Below are 22955 nucleotides of genomic sequence, written 5' to 3' on the forward strand. Positions count from 1 at the left end.
TTCCCAGCTATCTGGAGGATCGAAAGTGGCACAGAATTACAAGCACGAGCGCGAAGCGCGCGCGTCTCGAGCCCGTACACGGGCGTACCAGGCGCGACGGGACGTCAACGAACACCAGCAGAAGCGCCGGGTTCGGGACAACATCCTGGCCGGTGCGGGACTCGTGGTGGTCGTGACCCTGCTCGTTGTCGCGCAAGTGTTCTATTTCAACGGTGGTCCGGGCTCGCCCGAACCCACCGATTCGGCCGCCGCCGACTCGTCCGCGACGGCCACACCCAGCCCGGCAACGGTCGAAAGCAGCGGAGATGTCCCCCCGAGCACCATCGCCGAGGGACGCACCTGGTCGGGAACGCTGACCCTCAACGACGTGGACCTGGGCATCGAGCTCGACGGCGCCGCGGCCCCGCAGGCGGTGTCGTCCACGATTTCGCTCGCGCAGAGCGGCTTCTACGACGGCACAACCTGTCACCGACTGACGACCGACGGATTCTTCGTGCTGCAGTGCGGCGATCCGAACGGCGACGGCAGCGGCGGACCCGAGTACCGCTACGGCCCCGTGGAGAACGCCCCGGTCGACAACGTGTACCCCGCGGGCACGCTCGCCATGGCGCGTCAGGGCGACAGTGCCTTCAGCCAGGGCAGCCAGTTCTTCATCGTCTACGAGGACACGACCATCGGTGCCGACACAGCTGGCGGCTACTCAGTGATCGGAAAAGTCACCAGCGGGCTTGACCAGCTCACGGCGAAGATCACGGATGCCGGCACCGGCGACGGCAAGGCAGACGGTCCCCCCGCGGTTCCCACCACAATTACCGGCATAACGGTTCAGTAGGAACACGCAATACGGGCTCGGGCTTGCAATAGGCTTAGCGCAGTATGTATTAATCCCCTCCGGGACCCACAACGAAAGCAGCAAGGTGAGCCTCTTGACTACGACAGATCAGCAACCATGGGGTCGCGTAGACGAAACCGGCACGGTTTACGTCCGTGAAGCCACGGGCGAGCGCGCCGTCGGCCAGTATCCCGACGCCACCCCCGAAGAAGCACTCGCATATTTTGAGCGCAAGTACGTGGAACTCAACGGCCAGGTGACGCTGCTGGAGCAGCGCGCCAAGGGCGGCGCCCCCGCCGCCGACGTCGCAAAGTCGGTCGCGAACCTCACCACGGCGGTGGCCAGCGCCAACGCCGTGGGCAACCTCGCCGCCCTCGCCGAGCGTCTCTCGGCCCTCGACGGAACCGTGACCGAGCTCACCGAGCAGCAGAACGTCGAGACGAAGGCGGCAGCAGCCGCCTCCCTCGCCGAGCGCACCGCCATCGTTGACGAGGCAGAACGTCTCGCCGCCGAGGACCCCGCCAAGACGCAGTGGAAGCAGACCAGCGCAGCGCTCGACGCCCTGTTCGCCAAATGGCAGGCACACCAGCACGACGCTCCGCGCATCCCCAAGGGCGAAGCAAACGACCTGTGGAAGCGATTCCGCGCCGCGCGCACCATCATCGAGCAGAACCGCAAGGCCTTCTTCGCCGAGCTGGACAGCGCACACAAGGACGTTCGTACCCGCAAGCAGGGTCTGATCGAGCAGGCAGAAGCGCTCGCGGACAAGGGCGCCGACGGCGTTTCCGCGTACCGCAACCTGCTGGAGGAGTGGAAGAAGGCCGGGCGCAGCGGCAAGAAGCAGGACGACGCCATGTGGGCGAAGTTCAAGGCGGCCGGCGATGTGCTCTATTCCGCGAAGTCCGAGGTCGAGGCAATCGACAACGAGGAGCATGACGCGAACCTCGTCCTCAAGCTGGAGCTCCTGACCGAGGCAGAGAAGCTGCTCACCGTCACGGACCGCGTCCAGGCTCGCACGGAGCTGAGCACGATCCAGCGCAAGTGGGATGCGATCGGCAAGGTTCCCCGCGATCAGGTCAAGCCGATCGAAGATCGTCTCCGCAAGGTGGAGGCCGTGGTGCGCAAGCTCGACGAGGACCACTGGAAGCGCAACAACCCGGAGACCAAGGCCCGTACCGAGGGTCTGGCCGGTCAGCTGAACGACGCCATCGCCAAGCTCGAGGTTGCACTGGAGAAGGCGGAGGCGAGCAAGGATGCAGCCGCCATCGCCGAGGCCACCGAGGCACTCGAGGCACGTAAGGCGTGGCTCAAGGCAATCGCCCAGTAGGGCCAACCCGCCCTCCACAGGCGGTCAGAATGTCGTTTCTGCACAGGTTCACCTCGCCGCGCGACGTGAACCGTGCAGGGGCGGCATTCTGCGTCTATGACGCATCGACTTGCCGCGGCCGTGGCTCCAGGCCACCGTCCCGATGACCTTCCGCTCGCCGAACTGATGTGCGCCGGCCTCGACGGCGAGGTCTTTCCCCTCGGCGCGTGCTGGTGTCCCATCGACCAGATCGACGGCCCCTCCCTGCGCGCGGCGTCGCTGGCCCCGCTCGTGCCCGCACGGGGCATTGTCGAACGCGCCAGTGCGGCCTGGGTCTACGGGTTCGCGGCCGAGCCTCGGGAGCACGAGCTGTGCGTCGATGTGCGTGCTCGCGCACACGTGTTGCCCTCGGCACGTGTGCACATCAGGGAGGTGGTGTGTTCGGAGTTCGATATCCAGTCCCTCGGCGGGCTGCGTGTCACCACGCCGCTGCGCACTGTCGTCGATCTGGCACTGTGGAACCCGGCGCTGTGGAACCCGGCGCTGTGCGACCCCTCGCTGCAGCGCGGTGACTTGACGAGCGTGCTGTGGGCCCTGCTGCGGTACGGCGGGTACCGTGACGTGGGCGAGGCCCGACGGGCCTGCACTGCGAGACCGGGACCGCACCGATCGCGTGCGCTCGAGCAGCTCGACCGGGTGGCTGCTCGATTCGCCCAGCAGGATTCCCTAGCCGTCGCTCACGCGATACACGTCGTAGACGGCGTCGATGCGACGAACGGCGTTGAGCACCCGGTCGAGGTGCGTGGTGTCCCCCATCTCGAAGACGAACCGACTGATGGCGAGGCGGTCGCTTGACGTGTTGACGGTCGCCGACAGAATGTTCACGTGATGCTCGGACAGCACGCGCGTCACATCCGACAGCAGCCCGGACCGGTCAAGCGCCTCAATCTGGATGTGCACGAGGAACAGGCTCTTCGACGTCGGCGCCCACTCGACGTCGATCATGCGCTCGGGTTCTTTCAGCAGCGACTGCACGTTGTGGCACGACGCCTGGTGCACCGAGACCCCGGCGCCCCTGGTGACGAACCCGACGATCTTGTCGCCCGGAACGGGCGTGCAGCATCGGGCCAGCTTGACCAGGATGTCCGGCGCCCCGCGAACGAGCACCCCGGAATCGCTCGTGCGCGGTGTCGGGGTGTGCCCGCGCGGCGCCACCGGAAAGTCACTGACGTCACTCTCCTCGACCGTCTGAATCGAGGAGACTACCTTCTCGAGCACGGACTGCGTCGACACGTGGCCCTCGCCGACGGCGGCGTAGAGGGCGGAAACGTCCTCGTATTTCATGACCGCGGCGACCTCGGCGAAGGAGTCCTGGTTCATGAGTTTCTGCAGCGGCAGGTTCTGCTTGCGCATGGCGCGGGCAATGGCATCGCGTCCCTGCTCGATCGCCTCGTCCCGACGCTCCTTCGTGAACCACTGGCGGATCTTATTGCGGGCTCGGGGACTCTTGACGAAGCCCAGCCAGTCCTTGCTCGGGCCGGAATCGGGGTTCTTCGACGTGAAGACCTCCACGACATCCCCGGTGTTGAGGGAGCTCTCGAGCGGCACGAGGCGACCGTTGACCTTGGAACCCATGGTGCGGTGACCCACCTCGGTGTGGACCGCGTAGGCGAAGTCCACGGGCGTCGCACCGGACGGAAGACCGATCACACGACCCTTGGGGGTGAAGACGTAGACCTCTTTCGCACCGATTTCGTAGCGCAGCGAGTCGAGGAATTCGCCGGGGTCAGCGGTCTCGGCCTGCCAGTCCGAAATGTGCGCGAGCCAGGCCATGTCGGTGTCGCTCTTCGGGCCCACGCCGGAGCTCTTGCCGTTGACCTGTTCCTTGTACTTCCAGTGCGCGGCGACACCGAACTCGGCCCGCTGGTGCATTTCCTGGGTACGAATTTGAATTTCGACCGGGCGACCGCTCGGCCCCATCACCGTCGTGTGCAGCGACTGGTACAGGTTGAATTTCGGGGTGGCGATGTAGTCCTTGAATCGACCGGGCAGCGGCGTCCAGCGCGCGTGGATGGATCCGAGCACGGCGTAGCAGTCACGCACGGAATTGACGAGCACCCGAATGCCGACAAGGTCGTATATCTCGTCGAAGTCGCGACCGCGAACAACCATCTTCTGGTAGATCGAGTAATACTGCTTCGGGCGTCCGGCAACCTTGCCACGGATGCGTGCGGCCTTCAGGTCGTCATTGATGGTGTCGATGACCTGCTGCACGAACTCTTCACGTTGCGGCGTGCGCTGGCGCACCAGGCTTTCGATCTCGGCGTACAGCTTGGGGTACAGCACCGCGAAGGACAGGTCTTCGAGTTCCCACTTGATCGTCTGGATGCCCAGCCGGTGCGCGAGCGGGGCGTAGATCTCGAGGGTTTCCGTGGCCTTGCGCACGGCGGAGGCGGCGGGAACGAAACCCCAGGTGCGTGCGTTGTGCAGCCGGTCGGCGAGTTTGATGATGAGCACGCGGATGTCTTTCGACATGGCGACGATCATCTTGCGCACGGTCTCGGCCTGGGTCGAGTCGCCGTACTTCACCTTGTCGAGCTTGGTGACTCCGTCGACGAGCATGGTGATCTCGTCACCGAAGTCGGCGCGCAGCTGGTCGAGCGTGTACGCCGTGTCTTCGACGGTGTCGTGCAGCAGGGCCGCGGCGATGGTCTTGGTTCCGATGCCGAGGTCGGCGAGAATTTGGGCGACGGCCACCGGGTGCGTGATGTACGGTTCGCCGCTGCGCCGGACCTGGCCCTCGTGCGCCTGCTCGGCGGTGACGTACGCGCGTTCGATGATCGAGAGGTCGGCCTTGGGGTGGTGGAGTCGCACCGTCTTGATGAGGGTGTCGACGGCCCCAACCGGCTGGGCACGCGAGAAAATGCGGGGAACCAGACGCCGTAAAGAAGCCGGGGACGGTGTGGTGGTATCCGTCATCGCTTCACCTCAATCCTGGGCCGGAGGGCTTTTCGACCGTTCGACCACAACGGTGTACCCCAATTATGTCCGAATGCGGTCGATCTGAGAAACGGGGCCGCGGGCGGCCCCGTTTCTCAGGCGGCGCGTCGGCTCAGGCGTCCACTTCGCGGGTCACCGAGGCGTCGGATGCCGGAGCGCCCGACGCCACAGCGTGCGCCTTCGCCGCGAGGGCCTTCTTGTCCCGCTTGCGCGTCGCGGGCTCGCGGGTGCGCAGCTGGGCGTAGAGCGGCGCGGCAATGAAGATCGTCGAATACGTTCCGACGAGGATGCCGATGAGCAGCGCGAGGGAAATGTCCCGCAGGGTGCCGGCGCCGAGCACAAAGGCGCCGATGAACAGAATGGACGCGACCGGGAGCGCGGCGACCACCGAGGTGTTGATAGACCGCACGAGCGTCTGGTTCACGGCGAGGTTGACCGAATCGGCGAACGTGCGCAACGAGCCGGGACCGTCCTCACTGGTATTCTCACGGATCTTGTCGAAGACGACGACCGTGTCATACAGCGAGTATCCGAGAATGGTGAGGAAGCCGATGACGGCCGCCGGTGTGATCTCGAACCCGGTGAGGCCGTAAATGCCGGCCGTGATCACCAGGTCGTGCAGCAGCGCCACCATGGCGGCGATGGACATCTTCCAGGTGCGGAAGTAGATCGCCATGACCGTGCTGGCGAGCACGAGGAAGACGACCAGAGCGCGTAGCGCCTGACCGGTGATGTCCTTGCCCCAGGACGGCCCGATGAACGACGCGGTCACATCGGCGGCCGGGACGTCGTAGGCCGTGCCGAGCGCGGCGCGAACGGCGCGGTTGTCCTCGCTCGTGAGCTGATCGGTTTGCACCCGGATCTCCGTGGCACCCACCGTCGAGACCTTCGCCACGGCGGAGGGAACGACGCTGGACACGGCATCCGCTGCGGCCGCCTGGTCCTGCGTGGCAACGTTCGAGACGACGAATTCGCTGCCTCCGGTGAACTCAATCCCGAATTGGAACCCGCCGCGGGCGAAGGGACCGACGACGGCGATGAGGATCAGGGCGGCGGCGATCAGGTACCAAAGTTTGCGTCGGCCCACAATGTTGAGCGAGCGTTCGCCGGTGTAGAGGTCATTTCCAAACTTGGAGAAGCTGGCCATTAGGAATCCTTCCCGTCGGTCGACGAATCCTGCGAAGCGCCAACGAGGTCTGCGGCCTTTCGCTCTGCGATGGTCTGCCGTTTCGCCGCCTCTCGGCTGGACGATGCGGATTTGGTGCCGGGAACGGCGACCGACGGCACGAAACGTGCGCGTCCGCGGTAAACGGCGCCGAGGGCCCTCGGGTCGAGTCCGCTCAGCTTGTGTCCCTCGTTGAAGAAACGGGTCTGCGCGATGAGCTGCAGCATGGGGTGCGTGAACAGGCCGACGACGACGAGGTCGACCACGGTGGTGAGTCCGAGCGTCAGGGCGAAACCACGCACGTTGCCGACGGCGAGGATGAAGAGCACCGCGGCCGCGAGGAAGTTGACGATGTCCGAGGCGATGATTGTGCGGATGGCCCGCTTCCAACCGGCCTCGACGGACGATTCAAGACCACGACCGTCCCGGAGCTCGTCGCGCACTCGTTCGAAGTACACGATGAAGGAGTCGGCCGTGATTCCGATGGCCACGATGAGTCCGGCCACACCGGCCAGTGAGAGGCGGTAGCCTTCCCGCCACGACAGGATGGTGATCAGGAGATAGGTGATGACGGCGGCGACTCCGAGTGAGGCGATGGTCACCAGCCCGAGCAGGCGGTATTGGGCGAGTGAATACATCACCACGAGGATGAGGCCGATCAGGCCGGCGATCAGACCGTTGACCAGCTGCGTGGACCCGAGCGTTGCGCTGATCGTGTCCTGGCTCTGCACGTTGAAGCTGATCGGCAGCGCGCCGAACTTGAGCTGGTCGGCGAGGGCCTTGGAGGATTCCTGGTCGAAGTCACCGGTGATCTGCGGGGCGTCCGTCACGCCCAGCACACGTGGGGCGGTGATGACCTGCCCGTCGAGCACGGCGGCGAACTGGTTCTGCGGGCTCTGCAGGGCGATCAGTCGGCTGGAAACGGCGAGGAAGTCGTCGGCACCCTTGCCGTTGAACTCGATGTTGACGACCCACTGGCCGGTGGGCGTGCCGCTCTGGCCGACCTCCTGGCCGTTGCTGGAGTCTGCGATGTTCGCGCCGTCCACCTCGACCGGGCCGAGGATGTACTTGGCGGAACCATCCGCCTCGCAGGTGATCAGCGGCTGATCGGCGGGGGCGACATTGTTGGTGTCGATGTTGGCGCAGTCGAAGGCGTCGTACTGGGCCTGCAGCGCCGGGGTGACGTAGTTGAGGTCGCTTCCGTCGGTGGGTTCCACGGACGGCGTCGTCGACAGGTTCGGGTCGATGGTGGCCTCGGGCGCGGGCGTGGCTGTTCCGTCGGCGCCGGCGGAGGCAGAGGTCGGGGCTCCGGCAACTAGCACGGAACGGAACTCGAGCTTTGCCGAGGATTCGATGCGGTTGATGGTGGCATCGTCCGGCGTTCCGGGGATCGACACCACAATGTTCTGGCCGCCCTGGGTATTGATCTCCGATTCGGAGACACCCGCGGAGTCAATGCGCTGCCGGATGATCGACACGGCCTGGTTAAGCTGCTCCGGGGAGACCGATTCCCCGGCCTCAACCTTGGGTTCGAGGATGATCTGCGTGCCGCCCTCGAGGTCGAGCGCGAGCTTGGGCGACCATGACCCGTTCCCGTTGAACGCGCCGACGGCGTTGAACGCAATGAGGCCGACGATAATCACGCCAAGCCATGTCAGGGAACGCCAGGCCTTCTTGGCCGGAGACGACTTAGCCACCTTGAACTCAGCTTTCTATGCTCGTGCCCACGCCGGGAGGCGTGGGCACGGTGAGGGGTTTGTTACGCGTCGCCCTTTTTGGGCTGGTTGTCCGTGTCGTCGCTGTCGACGCGCTGCCCGAACTCGGGCTCGCCGAGGGACTCGATGACGGGGCTCTCTGCGAGAACGTCCTCATCATCATCCTCGTCGGCCTCGGCCACGACGGGCTCAACCACACGGGCGATCGTCTGGCGGTGGATGTTCACAATGGTGCCCGGAGCGATCAGCAGCGCCACCTTGTTCTCTTCTTCGTCGATCGACACGATGGTGCCGTACATTCCGAAGTTGGTCATAACGTCAGCACCGGCGACCATGGTGGCCTGCAGTGCTTCCTGGTCGCGCTTGCGCTTGCGACCGTTGCGGAACATGAAGAAAACGAGCATTGCCAGAACGGCAAGCATGACGAGTGTCAACGGATCCATAGAATTGTTAGACCTTCCGGTTGCGGCCCCAGGGGCCAAAGATTGGTGGGGACTCATAATGAGCCAACTTGAATTATAGGTCATCCAGAGTGAGGGCGACCTGAGGATCGCTCAGACCGAAATGTCGCCACGCTGCGCCCGTCGCCACCCGACCGCGCGGGGTGCGCGTGAGGAAGCCTATCCTCACGAGGAAGGGCTCCACGACCGCCTCGACGGTTTCGGACTCCTCACCGACCGAAACGGACAGGGTATTGAGGCCCACCGGCCCCCCGCCGAAACGGGTGAGGATGATCTTCATCACCTCGCGGTCGAGACGATCGAGACCGATTTCATCAACGTCGTACAGCTCAAGCGCCGCATGCACGGCGGCGAGGTCAGCGTCGCCTCCGTGCACGAGGGCGTAGTCGCGCACGCGTCGCAGCAGTCGATTGGCGATACGGGGCGTGCCGCGGCACCGTCCGGCAATCTCGGCGAGGGCACGGCCGCCGATCGGAAGATTGATCAGCTTCGCCGCCCGCCCGAGAACCTGCTCAAGTTCGCTCTCGGCATAAAATTCCAGGTTGGCGGTGAAGCCGAAGCGGTCGCGGAGAGGGCTCGGGAGCATTCCTGAGCGTGTCGTGGCCCCGACAAGCGTGAACGGGGACAGCTCCAGCGGAACGGATGTGGCTCCGGCGCCCTTGCCCACCATGATGTCAATGCGGAAGTCTTCCATTGCCAGATACAGCATCTCTTCGGCCGAGCGCGCCATGCGGTGAATCTCGTCGATGAACAACACCTCGCCGGGTACGAGCGACGACAGCACGGCGGCGAGATCGCCGGCATGTTGAATCGCCGGACCGCTCGACATGCGCAACGGTCGGTTTCCCTCGTAGGCGATGATCATCGCCAGGGTGGTCTTGCCGAGTCCCGGAGGGCCGGCAAGCAGAATGTGGTCGGGGGCGCGATTCTGCATCGTGGCGGCCGTGAGCAGCAGCTGCAGCTGTCCCCGAACCTTCTGCTGGCCGACGAATTCACCCAGGCTCGTGGGGCGCAGAGCACCCTCGAACGCCAGCTCGGTTTCGCTCTCGAGCGCCGGGTTGGTGACCTCGACTCCCGGATCGGTCGTCATGACCGGTGCCCCGGGTTCTGGGCGGGGCCAAGTCGTCCGAGGGCCAGGCGCAGCACGGCGGCGACCGTCGGCGGCGGCGCATCGGCGGCCGTGTCCAGGGTGTGCAGCGTCTCCTCGACCGCCTCCGCCGCGACCCGCTCCGACCAGCCCAGCCCGATGAGGGCCGCCTGCACGTTGGCCGCCACGGTGGCCGACCCGGCGGGCCGGATCGATGTCGGCGTCGCAGCCGTGATGGCCAGCTTGCCGGCCAGGCTCAGCACAATCAGCTTCGCGGTCTTCGGGCCGATGCCGCTGACCTTGCGGAACACGCCGTCGGCGTCGTCGGCCACCGCCTGCGCGATCTGGTCGGGACTGAGCACGGCCAGCACGCCGAGCGCCGATTTCGGGCCGACGCCCGTCACCCCCACCAGCAGCTCGAACACGGCGAGCTCGTCGTTGCTCGGAAAGCCGTACAGGGTGAGGGAGTCCTCTCGGACGATGAGCGTCGTGAGCAATCTGGCTTCGTCGTTGACGCGCAGAGACAGGGCAGTGGCCGGTGTGACCTGCACACTCAGCCCCACTCCCCCGATTTCAATCACCACCGTGGAGCCGACGGCGGAGAGGACAAGGCCACGTACGGAAGAGATCACCGCTTAAGACTACGGGGCGCCACCGACGCCGACGTGCCGCGCTCGGCGGCGCGCCACGCTTTCTGGGCAGGAGTCTGCTCGGCGGCCCCGCCGTCGCGCACCGCGCCGCTCGTCGGCAGTGTTCCGCCGGCAATTCCGGTTCGCCACGCGTGGCAGATCGCGAGGGCGAGAGCATCCGCGGCGTCCGCCGGTTTGGGAATCTCGGTGAGGCCGAGGATCCGCGCGACCATGGTGCCGACCTGTTTCTTGTCCGCCGACCCGTAGCCGGTGACGGCCGCCTTGACCTCGCTTGGAGTGTGCAGGGTGACAGGAAGCCCGCGCTGAGCGGCGAGCAGCAGGGCGACGCCACTGATCTGCGCCGTTCCCATCACCGTGCGCACATTGTTCTGCGCAAACACGCGCTCGACCGCCACGAACTGAGGCTTGTGGCGGTCGAGCATGTCTGCGAGTCCCTCGGCGAGCGAGAGCAGGCGTTGTTCCAGCGGCAGGTCGAGGCCGCTGCGCAGCACCGTGACATCAACGAGGCGCGCCGCACGGTTACCCGCAACGTCGACAACCCCCACGCCGCACCGGGTCAGGCCGGGGTCGATTCCGAGCACCCGGACGGCCATCGGCGTTACTCGGAGTCGGCTTGGAGCTGGGCCTGAACCTCAGGCGAGAGGTCGTAGTTGCTGTAGATATTCTGAACGTCGTCGAGGTCTTCCATGGCCTCGATCAAGCGGAACACCTTGCGGGCGGTTTCGACGTCGACCTCGATCTTGAGGGAGGGTACGAACGCCAGATCCGCTGACTCGTAGTCGATGCCCGCGGCCTGAAGAGCGCTTCGCGTCGCCACGAGATCGTGCGCCTCCGAGATCACTTCGAACGTCTCGCCCTCGTCGATGACCTCTTCGGCGCCCGCGTCGAGCACGGCGAGCATGATGTCGTCTTCGGTGATCGCATCGGTGTGCTTGACGATCACAACGCCCTTGCGGTGGAAGTTGTAGGCGACGCTACCCGGGTCGGCCATTTGACCGCCGTTGCGTGCCATGGTGGTGCGCACCTCGGCGGCGGCACGGTTCTTGTTGTCGGTGAGGCACTCGATCATGATGGCCACTCCGTGAGCGGCGTAGCCCTCATACATGATGGTCGTGTAGTCGACCTGCTCGCCCGACAGCCCGGCACCACGCTTGACGGCGCGGTCGATGTTGTCGTTGGGGACGGAGGTCTTCTTCGCCTTCTGGATGGCGTCGACAAGGGTGGGATTACCGGACAGGTCTGCCCCGCCCATGCGGGCCGCGACCTCGATGTTCTTGATGAGCTTCGCGAAGGCCTTGGCCCGGCGAGAGTCGGTGACGGCCTTTTGGTGCTTCGTAGTGGCCCATTTGGAATGCCCGGACATACATCTCCCGTTGAGTTGCTCGTTCGTTCGTACGTTTTGTGTCGGTACTGCGTCATCGGTGACTGTATGTCTCAAAGACTGCGTGACTCAATGACGGTGACCGTGGCACCGCGGTGCGCCCCCTATTCTAGCCCGGGGCAGCCGGGAGCACGCGAAGGCCGGGCGCGTGCCCTCAGGCGGTGCTGTCGGCGTGGATGAGCTTGCTGAGCGTGTTCAGGTTACGGTTCGTCGTCAGTTCGCGGTACTTCGGTTTGCCGCTCTTCTTGCTGAAGTGACTCTTGACACCCACCGACTTGCGTACCTCCCAATAGAGCACGCCGTGACCGAGTTCAATCCGTTCCTCGTTCGCGTCGAGTTCCTTGGCATGTCCGGCCAGCTCGGTCAGCGCGGACGGGTCCGAGGCGAACATGACATAGGAGTGCCAGCCGTCACGATCCGCGTCGAAGGGGTACGCGCGAATGATGCGGTCGAGGCGCTCCACCTCGACGAGAACGATGTACGCCTCGTACGCGAAGCGTTCGCGCAGCGCGCTCTCGATGAGCGCCTTGTGCTCGGCGACCTCGGCCGCCGCGACCTTGGGGTCGATCTCCTCGTCGGAATCCACGGGACCGGTCCCGGTTCGGAACAGCACATTTCCGCTCGCAAGGATGGTGTGCACCTCGGTATAGCCGAGCTCACGAAACAGGTCGGCCAGATCGCTCATGGCTATGGTGATGCCATTCACGTTGATGCCCCGCAACAGGGCCACATACTTCGTCATCGTTGACTCTTTTCCCACCAGGGTGTAACCGAAAGTGTTCGTTCATAGACACTATCGACCAGAGGGCCTATCGACGAAATGCCGCGGCGGAGACCTTGCGCAGAAAATACTCGTGAAAGCGCAATTCGCCCGTCATCTCCGGGTGAAAGGACGTGCCGAGCAGGTTCCCCTGCTCGACGGCCACACAGCGACCATCCGAGAGGGTGGCGAGGGACGTCGCCAGGGGGCCGACTCGTTCGACCACGGGTGCGCGGATGAAGGCGGCGTGCACGGGCGCGCCGCCCAGACTCGGTACGTGCAGGTCGGTTTCGAAGGAATCGTTCTGCGAGCCGAAGGCGTTGCGACGCACCTCGATGTCGAGGCCGCCGATGCTCTGCTGTCCGGCCATGCCGTCGAGCACCGTGTCGGCGAGCATGATCAGACCGGCACAGGTTCCGTAGACGGGCAGGCCGGCCCGCACGGCGGCCTGGAGCGGATCGAACAGACCGAACATGCGCGCGAGCTTGTCGATGACGCTCGACTCGCCGCCGGGAATCACCAGGCCGCTGACGTGGGCGAGTTCCTCCGGACGACGAACGAGTTCAACGGTGGCGCCGAGCGCACGTAAAACGTCGGCGTGCTCGCGAGAATCTCCTTGGAGCGCGAGCACGCCGACGGGTGTAGCAACTGTCATGAAGGTGGTGGCTACCAGCCGCGCTCGGACAGGCGGTGCGGTGCCGCAAGGTCGGTGACGTTGATTCCGACCATGGCCTCGCCGAGTCCGCGCGAGACCTCGGCGATGACCTTGGCATCGTCGTAGAAGGCGACGGCCTTCACGATGGCGGCCGCACGCTGCTCCGGGTTGCCCGACTTGAAGATGCCGGAGCCGACGAAGACGCCGTCCGCGCCGAGCTGCATCATCATCGCCGCGTCCGCGGGGGTGGCCACGCCACCGGCCGTGAACAGCACGACGGGAAGCTTGCCGGTTGCCGCGATCTCGGCGACGAGCTCGTACGGTGCCTGCAGGTCCTTGGCGGCGACGTACAGCTCGTCCTTGTTCATGGCCGAAAGCCGCGCAATTTCGCCCTTGATGGTGCGGATGTGCTTGGTCGCTTCGGAGACGTCGCCGGTGCCGGCTTCACCCTTGGAGCGAATCATGGCCGCGCCCTCGGTGATGCGGCGAAGCGCCTCACCGAGGTTTGTCGCGCCGCAAACAAAGGGGGTCGTGAAGTTCCACTTGTCGATGTGGTTCTTGTAGTCGGCGGGGCTGAGAACCTCGGACTCGTCGATGTAGTCCACATCAAGCGCCTCAAGAATCTGCGCTTCCACGAAGTGCCCGATGCGTGCCTTGGCCATCACCGGGATGTTGACCTCGGCGATGATGCTGTCGATCAGGTCCGGGTCGCTCATCCGGGCGACGCCGCCCTGAGAGCGGATGTCGGCGGGAACGCGTTCGAGCGCCATCACGGCTACGGCGCCGGCGTCTTCGGCGATGCGGGCCTGGGCAGCGGTGACGACGTCCATGATGACGCCGCCCTTGAGCATTTCGGCGAGGCCGCGCTTGACGCGGCTGGATCCGAACTGCTCGGAGGAGGTGTTTTCAGTCATTTGATGATCCTATTCCTTGGGTCAGAACTTTGAGGCCCCGGCGCGGGGCGGGGAGCTAGTCGCGTGGCCAGGCATCCGCGACTTCGCGGCGCGTTTCGCCGAGCAGCTTAGGGATGGCCTTGGTTCCGGCGATGATGGGAAAGAAATTGGAGTCGAGGGACCAGCGCGGCACGATGTGTTGGTGCAGGTGCTCGGCGATGCCGGCGCCGGCGATGCGACCCTGGTTCATGCCGATGTTGAACCCGTCGCAGTTCGACACCTCGGTGAGCACGCGCATGGCCGTCTGGGTGAGGCTGCCGATCTCGGCGACCTCCTCCGGCGTGGCCTCGTCATACGTTGCGACGTGCCGATACGGGCAGACGAGCAGGTGACCGCTGTTGTAGGGGAACAGGTTCAGCAACACGTAGGCGTAGGTGCCCCTGGCCACGATGAGCGCCTTCTCATCCTCCATGGCCGGTGCGAGGCAGAACGGGCAGTCGTCGGGGTGCGGCTGCTGCCCGTCCTGGATGTACACCATGCGGTGCGGCGTCCACAGGCGCTGAAAGGCGTCGGGGACGGCCGCGAAATCGGCGGAACTTTCCAGAAGAGGGTTGTCGAGATCCATGCCGTCGGCATCCGTCATGTCACGCCTGTCCGGCATCGGCCGCGAGGGATTCCGGTGCGGTCACGACCTGGGCGCGGGTCTCGATCGCATCGAGGATGCGGGCGATCGCGTCGGCGACGGGTACACCGTTGAGCTGGGTTCCGTCGCGGAAACGGAAGCTGACCGCGTTGTTCGCCTGGTCTTCTTCGCCGACGATGAGTTGGAACGGCACCTTCGCCTTGGTGTGCGTGCGGATCTTCTTCTGCATGCGGTCGTCGGAGTGGTCGACCTCGGCACGAACGCCCGCGGCCTTGAGCGACGCGATGACGCCGTCGAGGAAGTCTCCGTACTGTTCCGAGACGGGAATCCCGACGACCTGAACCGGGGACAGCCACACCGGGAACGCCCCGGCGTAGTGCTCGGTGAGAACCGCGAAGAAGCGCTCGATGGAACCGAACAGGGCGCGGTGGATCATGACGGGTCGCTGGCGGGTTCCGTCGTTGGCGGTGTATTCGAGGTCGAAGCGTTCCGGCAGGTTGAAGTCCAGCTGGATCGTGGACATCTGCCAGGTACGGCCGATGGCGTCCTTCGCCTGCACGGAGATTTTCGGGCCGTAGAACGCGGCGCCTCCGGGGTCGGCGACGAGGTCGAGACCGGATGCCTCGGCCACCTCCCGCAGGGTCTCCGTCGCTTCGTTCCAGGCGTCGTCACTGCCGACGAACTTCTTCGGGTCCCTGGTGGAGAGCTCGAGGTAGTAGTCGCTGAGGCCGTAGTCGGCGAGGAGCTGCAGCACGAAGTTGAGGGTGCTGGTGAGTTCTTCCTTCATGCCGTCGCGCGTCGTGTAGATGTGCGCGTCGTCCTGCGTCATGCCGCGCACCCGCGTCAGCCCGTTGAGCACGCCGGACTTCTCGTAGCGGTAGACCGAGCCGAACTCGAACATGCGCATCGGCAGGTCACGGTAGCTGCGACCGCTGGATTTGAAGATGAGGTTGTGGAACGGGCAGTTCATCGGCTTGAGGTAGTAGTCGACGCCCTGGCGGGTCACGTGGCCGTTCTCGTCGCGTTCCGCGTCGAGGTGCATCGGCGGGAACATGCCCTCCCGGTACCAGTCGAGGTGGCCGGACGTTTCGAACAGGGTCGACTTGGTGATGTGCGGCGAGTATACGAAGTCGTAGCCGGCCTCGGTGTGACGCTGGCGGGAGTAGTTTTCCATCTCCTGGCGGATGATTCCGCCCTTGGGGTGGAATACGGCGAGGCCGGAACCGATTTCGTCGGGGAAGCTGAACAGGTCGAGTTCGGCGCCGAGCTTGCGGTGGTCGCGCTTGGCGGCCTCCTCCAGACGGGTCTTGTGCGCGCGCAATTCGTCCTTGGTTGGCCAGGCGGTGCCGTAGATACGCTGAAGCTGCGGGTTTTTCTCGGAGCCACGCCAGTAGGCGGCGGCGAGTCGGGTGAGTGAATACCCGTTGCCAATCATGCGGGTGTTGGGCAGATGCGGACCGCGGCAGAGGTCTTTCCAGACCGTCTCGCCCGTCTTCGGGTCGACGTTGTCGTAAATCGTCAGCTCGGCGCCGCCCACTTCCACGGACTCCCCCGCATCCGTGGCGTCTGCCTCGGTCGCCGAGGTGCCGCCCTTCAGCCCGATGAGCTCGAGTTTGTACGGCTCGTCGGCGAGTTCGGCGCGCGCCTCGTCATCCGTGACGACGCGGCGCACGAAACGCTGCCCCTGACGGATGATGCGGTCCATGGCCTTTTCGAGCGACTTCACGTCGTCGGGCGTGAACGGCACCTCAACGTCGAAGTCGTAGTAGAACCCGTCGGTGACCGGCGGACCGATACCCAGGCGTGCCGCCGGGTTGACCGTCTGTACCGCCTGGGCGAGTACATGGGCCGCCGAGTGGCGAAGAATGTTGAGACCGTCGGGCGAGCCGATAGTGACCGGCTCGACGACGTCCGTCGTCTCGACCGTGGCGGCCAGGTCTTTCAGCTCGCCATTGACGCGCATGGCGACAACGGATCGGTCGGTGAATAGCGCGAAGCCGTCAACCACGTGTGTAACTCCCTGTTTATTGCGGACCCTTTAACTTTAGCGGCGCGCACGGCGCCCGAGGTCCAGTGCCGGCCGTCGACGAAGCCCCGTGCGCACACGACGGGCCCCCACCGAAGCGGGGGCCCGTCGTGTGCTCGGTACCGGATCAGACCACGTGCGAGGTTTCGATCACGAAGTCAGGCCCGGGGTAGACGACGCTCTCGTGACCGTCGTCAAATGTGACGAGGTAGGGCGGCCCGCCGTCGGCACCCCTGACCTGTGTCACCTCGCCGTGCCTGTCGGGTGTCTCCACCGTCTTGCCGCGGATGATTATTCGATCTCCCTCTGAAGCCCGCATGGCAAACCTCCTTGGCCGACACGCTACGCCCGAGCCTCGAGGTGTACAAGGACCTGGGCGGTACCTCTTGCCGGGAACGGCTAGGGGCGCCAGACCATCAGCACGACAACGGCGACGAGCAGGAGTGACACGACCCCCGAACCGGCCGCGATGCGGGAATAGCCCGCGACCTTGCCGGTGGCGCCGGTGCCGGCCGTCTCGATGATGTTCTCCGCCGCCTGACGCAGGGCGGGAACGACGAGGAACAGGTTGAGTGCGAGCGCGATGGCGTACAGGATCACGGAGAGCAGCACCCAGGTGGTGGAGAAGCTGTAACCGCTCATGCCCAGCAGGGCGAATCCAAACAGAACCACCACGAGCGACAGGAGGGTGAAGACGGAAATGGACTTGGTGAGATTATTCACCTGCCCCGCTTCCCGTGCTCGGACGGACCGAAGACCCGTCATCGGCAGGATCGCCATGGGGCCGACGATGAAAACGCCGGTGACGACGTGGAGAATTGAGAAAAGAGTTTCCATGCCCACAGATTAGGGCACAAAAAAACCCCCGCATTACCGGGGGTTTTTGCCGCTCTATACTTCTGTGGGCGATACTGGGATCGAACCAGTGACCTCTTCCGTGTCAGGGAAGCGCGCTACCGCTGCGCCAATCGCCCATGCTGTTCCAAACACCCACGCTTGCACGAATGCAACCGGGAATGGAGGTGGATACGGGATTCGAACCCGTGTATACGGCTTTGCAGGCCGCTGCCTCGCCTCTCGGCCAATCCACCGTGTTGGGTTCACTCCAAATGAAGTGGAACCGGCCTTTCGGCCGATTCCATGTCACTCGAGCGGATGACGAGATTCGAACTCGCGACCCTCACCTTGGCAAGGTGATGCGCTACCACTGCGCCACATCCGCACTGCTGTAAGCGTTTTTGCTTACGTCATGACTGTAGCGGATAGTTCATGCGGAATTCAAACTGACGCGCCACCGGCGTGTTGCGCATGCCGAAACGGGCGTCGGTGAACGCCTCGATGTGCGCGGGACCTCCCGTCTGGGCTAGTATCAGAATTCGCAGTCGTTCGTGTTGAGTGTGACAAGAGTGTATTGCTGTTTGGGCGATTGGCGCAGCTGGTAGCGCGCTTCCTTCACACGGAAGAGGTCGTGGGTTCAAGTCCCGCATCGCCCACCACACAAAAAGGCCCCGAGAAATCGGGGCCTTTTTTGTGTCCGCTGGCAACTTCCGGCAGGACCGGCGCCACGGCGGACGACTGCCGATCGAGGCTCAGTACCAGTTATAGGCCTGCGAGTGCGCCCACGCTGCACACGGGGTGCCGTACGACGAGGACTTGATGTACTGGAGGCCCCACGCCACCTGGGTGGAGGCGTTGGTGGCCCAGTCGCTTCCGGCCGAGGCCATTTTGCTGCCGGGAAGAGCCTGCGGGATGCCGGTGGCGCCGCTCGGGTTGTAGGCCTTGTAATTCCAGCCCGATTCCTTTTGCCACAGCTGGTCGAGGCAGGAGAACTGGCCTTCTCCCCAGCCGTACTGCGAGGAGGCGAGGGCCCGTGCGGCCGCTTTCGCTCCGGCCGGCGTATTGGCGCCCGAGGGCGAGGTGGCAGGGGCGGGCGCGGCGGCCTTGGCGGCGGCAGCAGCCTCAGCGGCCACGCGGTCGGCTTCAGCCGCGGCAGCGGCCCTGGCGGCGGCAGCCGCGGCTTCGGCAGCGGCCGCTTCGGCAGCTACGCGGTCGGCTTCAGCGGCCGCGGCCGCGAGAGACGCAGTCTCCACTTTCGTCTTCGCGGTGAGCGAGACGACCAGGTCGATCGGCATGCTCTTGAAGCTCGCGAGCGAGGTGGTCACGGAGGCCAGGGCTGTGGCGTCCGCCTTGCCCTGGGCGTCGACGAGCACCTGGTTGGCCGCATCCAGGGTGACGGCCGCCGACTTGTCGGTGTGCATCTCGACGATGGTGCCGTAGGCGGCCAGCTGTTCGTGCTGGCGGCCGGTGGTGTCTCTGAGCGCGGTCGTGGCGGCGACGTTCTCGCGGTCGTCGGCGGCCGACTGGAACGCGTATCCGCCGCCGGCGGCGAGCCCGGCGAGCGCGACAACCGTGACCGTGCCGAGCGCGAAACGCGTGGAGCGCTTCTTGTGAAGTTTTGAGGAGCGGGTTGGGTTCGTGATCTGTGAAGTGGGGCGCATACCTACCAAATGGCGTAAGTCCGAGCGCTCCTGAGCGCCGGCTCACTGAGCATCGGGCCTACGCTCTCCTATGGTGGCGCAGGCGAAGCGGTCAGCCTGCCTCATATTCCTGAACATTCCCTCGGTATCTTGGGGATTCCTCACGTCCCGCATCGCCCACCCCACGGTCCCGTGCAATCGCGACCTTCCCTGTGCGTGCGGGGCGTGCCGGCCGAAGTCAGGTGGTTGGTGCGGGGTCGGGCGGGTCCTCCGCCGTCAGTGAGCCGGCGTGGGCGCGTGCGGTGGGATCCACCCGAACTTTGATCAGGCTGGCGATCGTGGTCACCGTCAAGACGACAGCGATCACAATGAGACTGAGGTTGGTGCTGATCTCCGGCACGCGGTCGTCGAAACCATGTCCCCAGTGCAGAACAAGTTTCACGCCGATGAAAGCCAAAATGAGCGCGAGCCCGGTGGAGAGGTAGACCAGCCGATCCAGGAGGCCCTTGACGAGAAAGAACAGGGCCCGCAGCCCGAGCAGGGCGAAGGCGTTCGCGGTGAAGACAATGTACGGCTCGTCGGTGATGCCGAAGATGGCCGGGATCGAGTCGAGCGCGAAGAGAAGGTCGGTGCTCCCGATGGCCAGCAGCACGATGAACAGTGGCGTCACCGCTCGGCGCCCGGCGCTGCGCGTGAACATTCGCCCGCCGTCATAGTCGTCGGTGACGGTCAGTCCGCGGCGGGCCACCCGAACCAGCAGATTGTCGTGCACGTCCGGGTCGACGTTGCGGTGCCGGTAGAGCTGCACGGCCGTCACAATCAGCACGAGACCGAAGATCAGGAACATGAACGAGAACAGCGCGAGCAGCGCGGCCCCCAGGGCGATGAACAGCGCCCGAAGGACCAGCGCCAATGCTATTCCGAAGATGAGGACCTTCTGTTGGTACTTCGGCGGGACGGCGAAGGTCGCCATGATGATCACGAAGATGAACAGATTGTCGATGGACAGGCTCTTCTCGACGATGTAGCCGGCGAAATACTCGGCACCGAAGTCCCAGCCCACCTGCACGGCCAAGAGCAGGCCGAAGGCGATCGCCACCGCGATGTAGAGGACCGATGAGATGGCCGCCTCGCGGAACTTGACGACATGCGGTCGGGCCGCGGCCAGGCCCAGGTCCAGAGCGAGCAGCCCCAGAATGAGTCCGATCGTGAGCGCCCAGCGGAGCGCCGTGACTTCGAGCATCGGTGGCCTTCCTGCCGTGGGTTGAGGGTGCATCCGGTGTTCACTGACCAGAATAGACACCAAATAGGCATCCGGGGCCGGCCGACGGGGCTGCTGTCTCGGGGACACCATAGCGTCGACCCATGCAGCCGAGCCTGACCGCAGGATCGCCGCCGTCCGGACGGCCCGTCGGACGCGGCCCGGACGCGCCGCCGTCGGCCGCAAGCGAGGCCGGGAGTGTGGGCCGCGGGCCCACGCTCGGCGAGGAACTCGGCTGGCGCGCGTGGCTGCTCCCCAGGCTGATGCGCCTCGGCACGGTGCCGGCACTCGTGCTCTCGGGCGTGATCGGGGACGCACAACCTTTCTTGAAGGCGGCATTCAGGTGACGTGCATACCGTTGACAGCACACACTCAACGAAGGAGACGAACATGACGCGCATCGCGATCATCGGCGGGCACGGAAAAATTGCCCTGCACCTGGCCGGACACCTCACCACGGCGGGCAACGAGGTCACCTCCTTCATCCGCAACCCCGATCAGAGCGCCGACATCAGCGCCACAGGCGCCACTCCCCTCGTGGCGGATGTCGAGACCCTGTCCGCCGACGAACTCGCGACTCTGCTCGCCGGCTTCGACGCCCTCGTGTGGTCTGCCGGTGCCGGCGGTGGCGCCGGAACCGAACGCACCTACGCGGTTGATCGTGACGCCGCCATCCGGTCGATGGACGCCGCTCATCAGGCCGGCGTGCACCGCTATGTCATGGTCTCGTACAAGGGGTCTCGTGCCGACCACGGAGCGAGCCCGGACGACGGCATGTTCGCGTACTACGAGGCCAAGGCAGCCGCGGACGACTACCTGCGCGGCACCGACCTCAGCTGGACCATTCTCGGGCCGAGCGCCCTGAACCAGGACGCAGCCACCGGCCTGATCACGGTCGACTCGGGCCCGTCCACGGAATCGACGTCGCGGGAGAATGTTGCGCTCGTGGCCCAGGCCGTTCTGAACCAGCCGGGGACGGTGGGACGGTTCATCGAGTTCACCGACGGAGCGACACCCATCGAAACCGCGCTCACCGCCGGCGCGTAACACGGGCGCGTAACACGGGCGAGTAACACGGGCGAGTAACACCGGCGTGTAGCGCCGGTCCATCCCTCGGCGTGCCGGTCTCGGAAACCGGCCGGCACGCCGACCGGCGCGTCGTTCGCCCACGCGAACTCCCGCGCGGAGCGTCGACGCACCGCCGGATCACGATCCGGCAACGCTCTCGCTTCAGGGCCGGAAACCGGCGCTGTGTCCAGCGTTCCCGCAGGAGGCCTGTGTCACCATCAATAGCTCATCCAACCGTTCAGGTGGGCAAACCTCGACGACCAACCGACTCCCGAAGGGGGCATGCATGACCGGTTCCACGGTTCTCGACGTCTTCCTCATCGTGCTGCTCCTCGGTGCCCTCGTGAACGGCTATCGCAGCGGACTCGTGCGCAGTCTCAGCGGCATCATCGGTGCCGCCGCCGGTGGCGTCGCCGCATTCTTTGTCCTCCCGTTCGTTGGAACGTGGATCCCGGCACCGGAGTGGCGCACCCCGGCCGCAATCGGCGCGGCCCTCATTCTTATCGCCATCGGCTTCTCACTGGGAACGTCCGTCGGCCACTCCATCGGTCGTGCCGCCCACCGCACACCCCTCGGCGTCATCGACCGCCTGCTCGGGAGTGTGTTCAGCGGCGTCGCCTCCGCTCTCATCGCCTCGATGGTCGCCTTCAGCGTGGGTGCGCTCGGAGTTCCCTACCTCTCCCCCGCCATCGCCTCCTCAACCGTCATCGGCAGCATCGACGATCTCACGCCCGATCCGGTCAAGCGCGTACTGGCGCAGATGCGGTCACTCGCCGTTCAGGAGGGGCTCCCCCGCATCGTCGACGCGTTCTCCGGCCCGACACCGGAGCCGGCGGATGCCGACACGAGCAGCCCGGCGCTGACCGTCGCCGCCCAGTCCGTGATGCTCATCACCGGAACCGCCTACTCGTGCGGCCAGAGTCAGTCTGGAACCGGATTCGTCATCGCCCCCGACCGGGTGCTCACCAACGCGCACGTCGTCGCCGGCGTGACGGCGCCGGTCGTCGAGTCCCCCTCTGGCGGCGCGCTCCCCGGCCGGGTCGTGTACTTCGACTCCGTGGATGACCTCGCGATCATCGCGGTCGACGGCCTGTCCGCGCCGGCTCTTGAGCTCGGCGAGGATCTGCCCGCCGGCAGCGGCGCCGTCGCCGACGGGTATCCCTTCGGCGGACCCTTCGTGTCCGATCCCGCCCGGGTGCTGTCCCTCGGCACGTTGAGCGTCGCCGACATCTACGGTCAGGACCCGAGCAACCGCGAGGTCTACACCCTCGCTTCGGACGTACAGCAGGGCGAATCCGGCGGTCCGCTGCTGAGCGAGTCGGGCCTGGTCGCCGGCGTGGTCTTCGCGAAGTCCGCCGAAACCGACAACGTCGGATACGCGCTCGCCCTCGAGGAAATCGAACCCGTGGTGGCACAGGCCTCCGGACTGGGCGCCGAAGTCTCCTCCGGTACCTGCATCCGCGGCTGACCGCCCGCTCGGCGCACCTCCACCGGTGGCCCGCGCGGCCCGATGCGGTCGTCCCGAATGCGTCCGCGTCTGGCGTCATTGCGGCCGACACTCGCGGGCACGACGAA

The 22955-nt window shown here is 65.5% G+C and carries 22 protein-coding genes and 4 tRNA genes; 6 read left to right on the forward strand and 20 right to left on the reverse strand.

Annotated elements, in window-relative coordinates; all coding sequences use genetic code 11:
• Window positions 1-25: 25 nt before the first annotated feature.
• Together AC1MB9_RS08525 and AC1MB9_RS08530 are read left to right on the forward strand one after the other, a co-directional pair.
• A complete protein-coding gene (locus AC1MB9_RS08525; RefSeq protein WP_479961540.1) occupies window positions 26-832 on the forward strand; it encodes a peptidylprolyl isomerase in 807 nt (268 codons plus the stop codon).
• A 94-nt stretch (window positions 833-926) separates the two neighbouring features.
• Window positions 927-2159 (forward strand): DUF349 domain-containing protein, encoded by a 1233-nt coding sequence (locus tag AC1MB9_RS08530; protein WP_479961541.1) that lies wholly within the window; start codon window positions 927-929, stop codon window positions 2157-2159.
• Window positions 2160-2864: 705 nt separating this feature from the next.
• Here AC1MB9_RS08530 and AC1MB9_RS08535 read toward each other — a convergent pair.
• The 18 genes from AC1MB9_RS08535 to AC1MB9_RS08620 all read right to left on the reverse strand — a co-directional run bounded on the left by AC1MB9_RS08535 (window position 2865) and on the right by AC1MB9_RS08620 (window position 17796).
• Window positions 2865-5117: a RelA/SpoT family protein gene (locus AC1MB9_RS08535; RefSeq protein ID WP_479961542.1), complete on the reverse strand. Its 2253-nt coding sequence runs from the start codon at window positions 5115-5117 to the stop codon at window positions 2865-2867.
• A gap of 133 nt (window positions 5118-5250) precedes the next feature.
• Window positions 5251-6285, reverse strand: a complete 1035-nt coding sequence (gene secF, locus AC1MB9_RS08540) for a protein translocase subunit SecF (protein WP_479961543.1) — start codon at window positions 6283-6285, stop codon at window positions 5251-5253.
• Window positions 6285-8000: a protein translocase subunit SecD gene (secD, locus tag AC1MB9_RS08545; protein ID WP_479961544.1), complete on the reverse strand. Its 1716-nt coding sequence runs from the start codon at window positions 7998-8000 to the stop codon at window positions 6285-6287. The genes secF and secD overlap by 1 nt, the downstream gene beginning before the upstream one ends.
• A 62-nt stretch (window positions 8001-8062) precedes the next feature.
• Window positions 8063-8461, reverse strand: a complete 399-nt coding sequence (gene yajC / locus AC1MB9_RS08550; protein WP_479961545.1) for a preprotein translocase subunit YajC — start codon at window positions 8459-8461, stop codon at window positions 8063-8065.
• 73 nt (window positions 8462-8534) lie between these two features.
• Complete coding sequence (gene ruvB, locus AC1MB9_RS08555) at window positions 8535-9569, reverse strand: Holliday junction branch migration DNA helicase RuvB (RefSeq protein ID WP_479961546.1); 1035 nt, start codon at window positions 9567-9569, stop codon at window positions 8535-8537.
• Entirely contained in the window at window positions 9566-10198 is a 633-nt protein-coding gene (gene ruvA, locus AC1MB9_RS08560) for a Holliday junction branch migration protein RuvA (RefSeq protein WP_479961547.1), read from the reverse strand. The genes ruvB and ruvA overlap by 4 nt, the downstream gene beginning before the upstream one ends.
• Entirely contained in the window at window positions 10195-10809 is a 615-nt protein-coding gene (ruvC, locus tag AC1MB9_RS08565) for a crossover junction endodeoxyribonuclease RuvC (protein WP_479961548.1), read from the reverse strand. Before ruvC ends, ruvA begins: the two co-directional genes overlap by 4 nt.
• A 5-nt stretch (window positions 10810-10814) precedes the next feature.
• Window positions 10815-11579 carry a YebC/PmpR family DNA-binding transcriptional regulator gene (locus AC1MB9_RS08570; RefSeq protein WP_479961549.1) on the reverse strand — a complete coding sequence of 255 codons (765 nt, stop codon included), beginning with the start codon at window positions 11577-11579 and terminating at the stop codon, window positions 10815-10817.
• A gap of 172 nt (window positions 11580-11751) precedes the next feature.
• The gene (locus AC1MB9_RS08575) at window positions 11752-12339 is read right to left on the reverse strand and encodes a DUF1697 domain-containing protein (RefSeq protein ID WP_479961550.1); all 588 of its coding nucleotides are present in this window, start codon (window positions 12337-12339) and stop codon (window positions 11752-11754) included.
• Between the two features lie 67 nt (window positions 12340-12406).
• Window positions 12407-13012, reverse strand: a complete 606-nt coding sequence (gene pdxT / locus AC1MB9_RS08580) for a pyridoxal 5'-phosphate synthase glutaminase subunit PdxT (RefSeq protein ID WP_479961551.1) — start codon at window positions 13010-13012, stop codon at window positions 12407-12409.
• An 11-nt stretch (window positions 13013-13023) separates the two neighbouring features.
• The gene (gene pdxS, locus AC1MB9_RS08585; protein ID WP_479961552.1) at window positions 13024-13926 is read right to left on the reverse strand and encodes a pyridoxal 5'-phosphate synthase lyase subunit PdxS; all 903 of its coding nucleotides are present in this window, start codon (window positions 13924-13926) and stop codon (window positions 13024-13026) included.
• A gap of 55 nt (window positions 13927-13981) precedes the next feature.
• Complete coding sequence (locus AC1MB9_RS08590) at window positions 13982-14548, reverse strand: HIT family protein (RefSeq protein ID WP_479961553.1); 567 nt, start codon at window positions 14546-14548, stop codon at window positions 13982-13984.
• Between the two features lies 1 nt (window position 14549).
• Complete coding sequence (gene thrS, locus AC1MB9_RS08595) at window positions 14550-16511, reverse strand: threonine--tRNA ligase (RefSeq protein ID WP_479964607.1); 1962 nt, start codon at window positions 16509-16511, stop codon at window positions 14550-14552.
• 190 nt (window positions 16512-16701) lie between these two features.
• Window positions 16702-16893 carry a DUF1918 domain-containing protein gene (locus AC1MB9_RS08600; RefSeq protein WP_479961554.1) on the reverse strand — a complete coding sequence of 64 codons (192 nt, stop codon included), beginning with the start codon at window positions 16891-16893 and terminating at the stop codon, window positions 16702-16704.
• A gap of 80 nt (window positions 16894-16973) precedes the next feature.
• Window positions 16974-17411, reverse strand: a complete 438-nt coding sequence (locus AC1MB9_RS08605) for a DUF2269 family protein (protein ID WP_479961555.1) — start codon at window positions 17409-17411, stop codon at window positions 16974-16976.
• Between the two features lie 65 nt (window positions 17412-17476).
• Window positions 17477-17548 (reverse strand) — tRNA-Val (locus tag AC1MB9_RS08610).
• 43 nt (window positions 17549-17591) lie between these two features.
• A tRNA-Cys gene (locus AC1MB9_RS08615) sits at window positions 17592-17665 on the reverse strand.
• Between the two features lie 59 nt (window positions 17666-17724).
• A tRNA-Gly gene (locus AC1MB9_RS08620) sits at window positions 17725-17796 on the reverse strand.
• Between the two features lie 198 nt (window positions 17797-17994).
• Here AC1MB9_RS08620 and AC1MB9_RS08625 point away from each other — a divergent pair.
• Window positions 17995-18070, forward strand: a tRNA-Val gene (locus AC1MB9_RS08625).
• A gap of 93 nt (window positions 18071-18163) precedes the next feature.
• Here the strand turns inward: AC1MB9_RS08625 and AC1MB9_RS08630 are convergent.
• Window positions 18164-19072 (reverse strand): aggregation-promoting factor C-terminal-like domain-containing protein, encoded by a 909-nt coding sequence (locus AC1MB9_RS08630; protein WP_479961556.1) that lies wholly within the window; start codon window positions 19070-19072, stop codon window positions 18164-18166.
• Window positions 19073-19289: 217 nt separating this feature from the next.
• Window positions 19290-20294, reverse strand: a complete 1005-nt coding sequence (locus AC1MB9_RS08635) for a TerC/Alx family metal homeostasis membrane protein (protein ID WP_479961557.1) — start codon at window positions 20292-20294, stop codon at window positions 19290-19292.
• Window positions 20295-20416: 122 nt separating this feature from the next.
• On the opposite strand from AC1MB9_RS08635, the gene AC1MB9_RS08640 reads away from it, so the two are divergent.
• The 3 genes from AC1MB9_RS08640 to AC1MB9_RS08650 all read left to right on the forward strand — a co-directional run bounded on the left by AC1MB9_RS08640 (window position 20417) and on the right by AC1MB9_RS08650 (window position 22848).
• Window positions 20417-20659, forward strand: coding sequence for a CPBP family intramembrane glutamic endopeptidase (locus AC1MB9_RS08640; protein WP_479961558.1), 243 nt, complete (start codon window positions 20417-20419; stop codon window positions 20657-20659).
• A 43-nt stretch (window positions 20660-20702) separates the two neighbouring features.
• Window positions 20703-21359, forward strand: a complete 657-nt coding sequence (locus AC1MB9_RS08645) for an NAD(P)H-binding protein (protein WP_479961559.1) — start codon at window positions 20703-20705, stop codon at window positions 21357-21359.
• A gap of 307 nt (window positions 21360-21666) precedes the next feature.
• A complete protein-coding gene (locus AC1MB9_RS08650; RefSeq protein WP_479961560.1) occupies window positions 21667-22848 on the forward strand; it encodes a MarP family serine protease in 1182 nt (393 codons plus the stop codon).
• The last annotated feature ends 107 nt before the right edge of the window (window positions 22849-22955 follow it).

Source organism: Cryobacterium sp. AP27 (assembly GCF_056680495.1).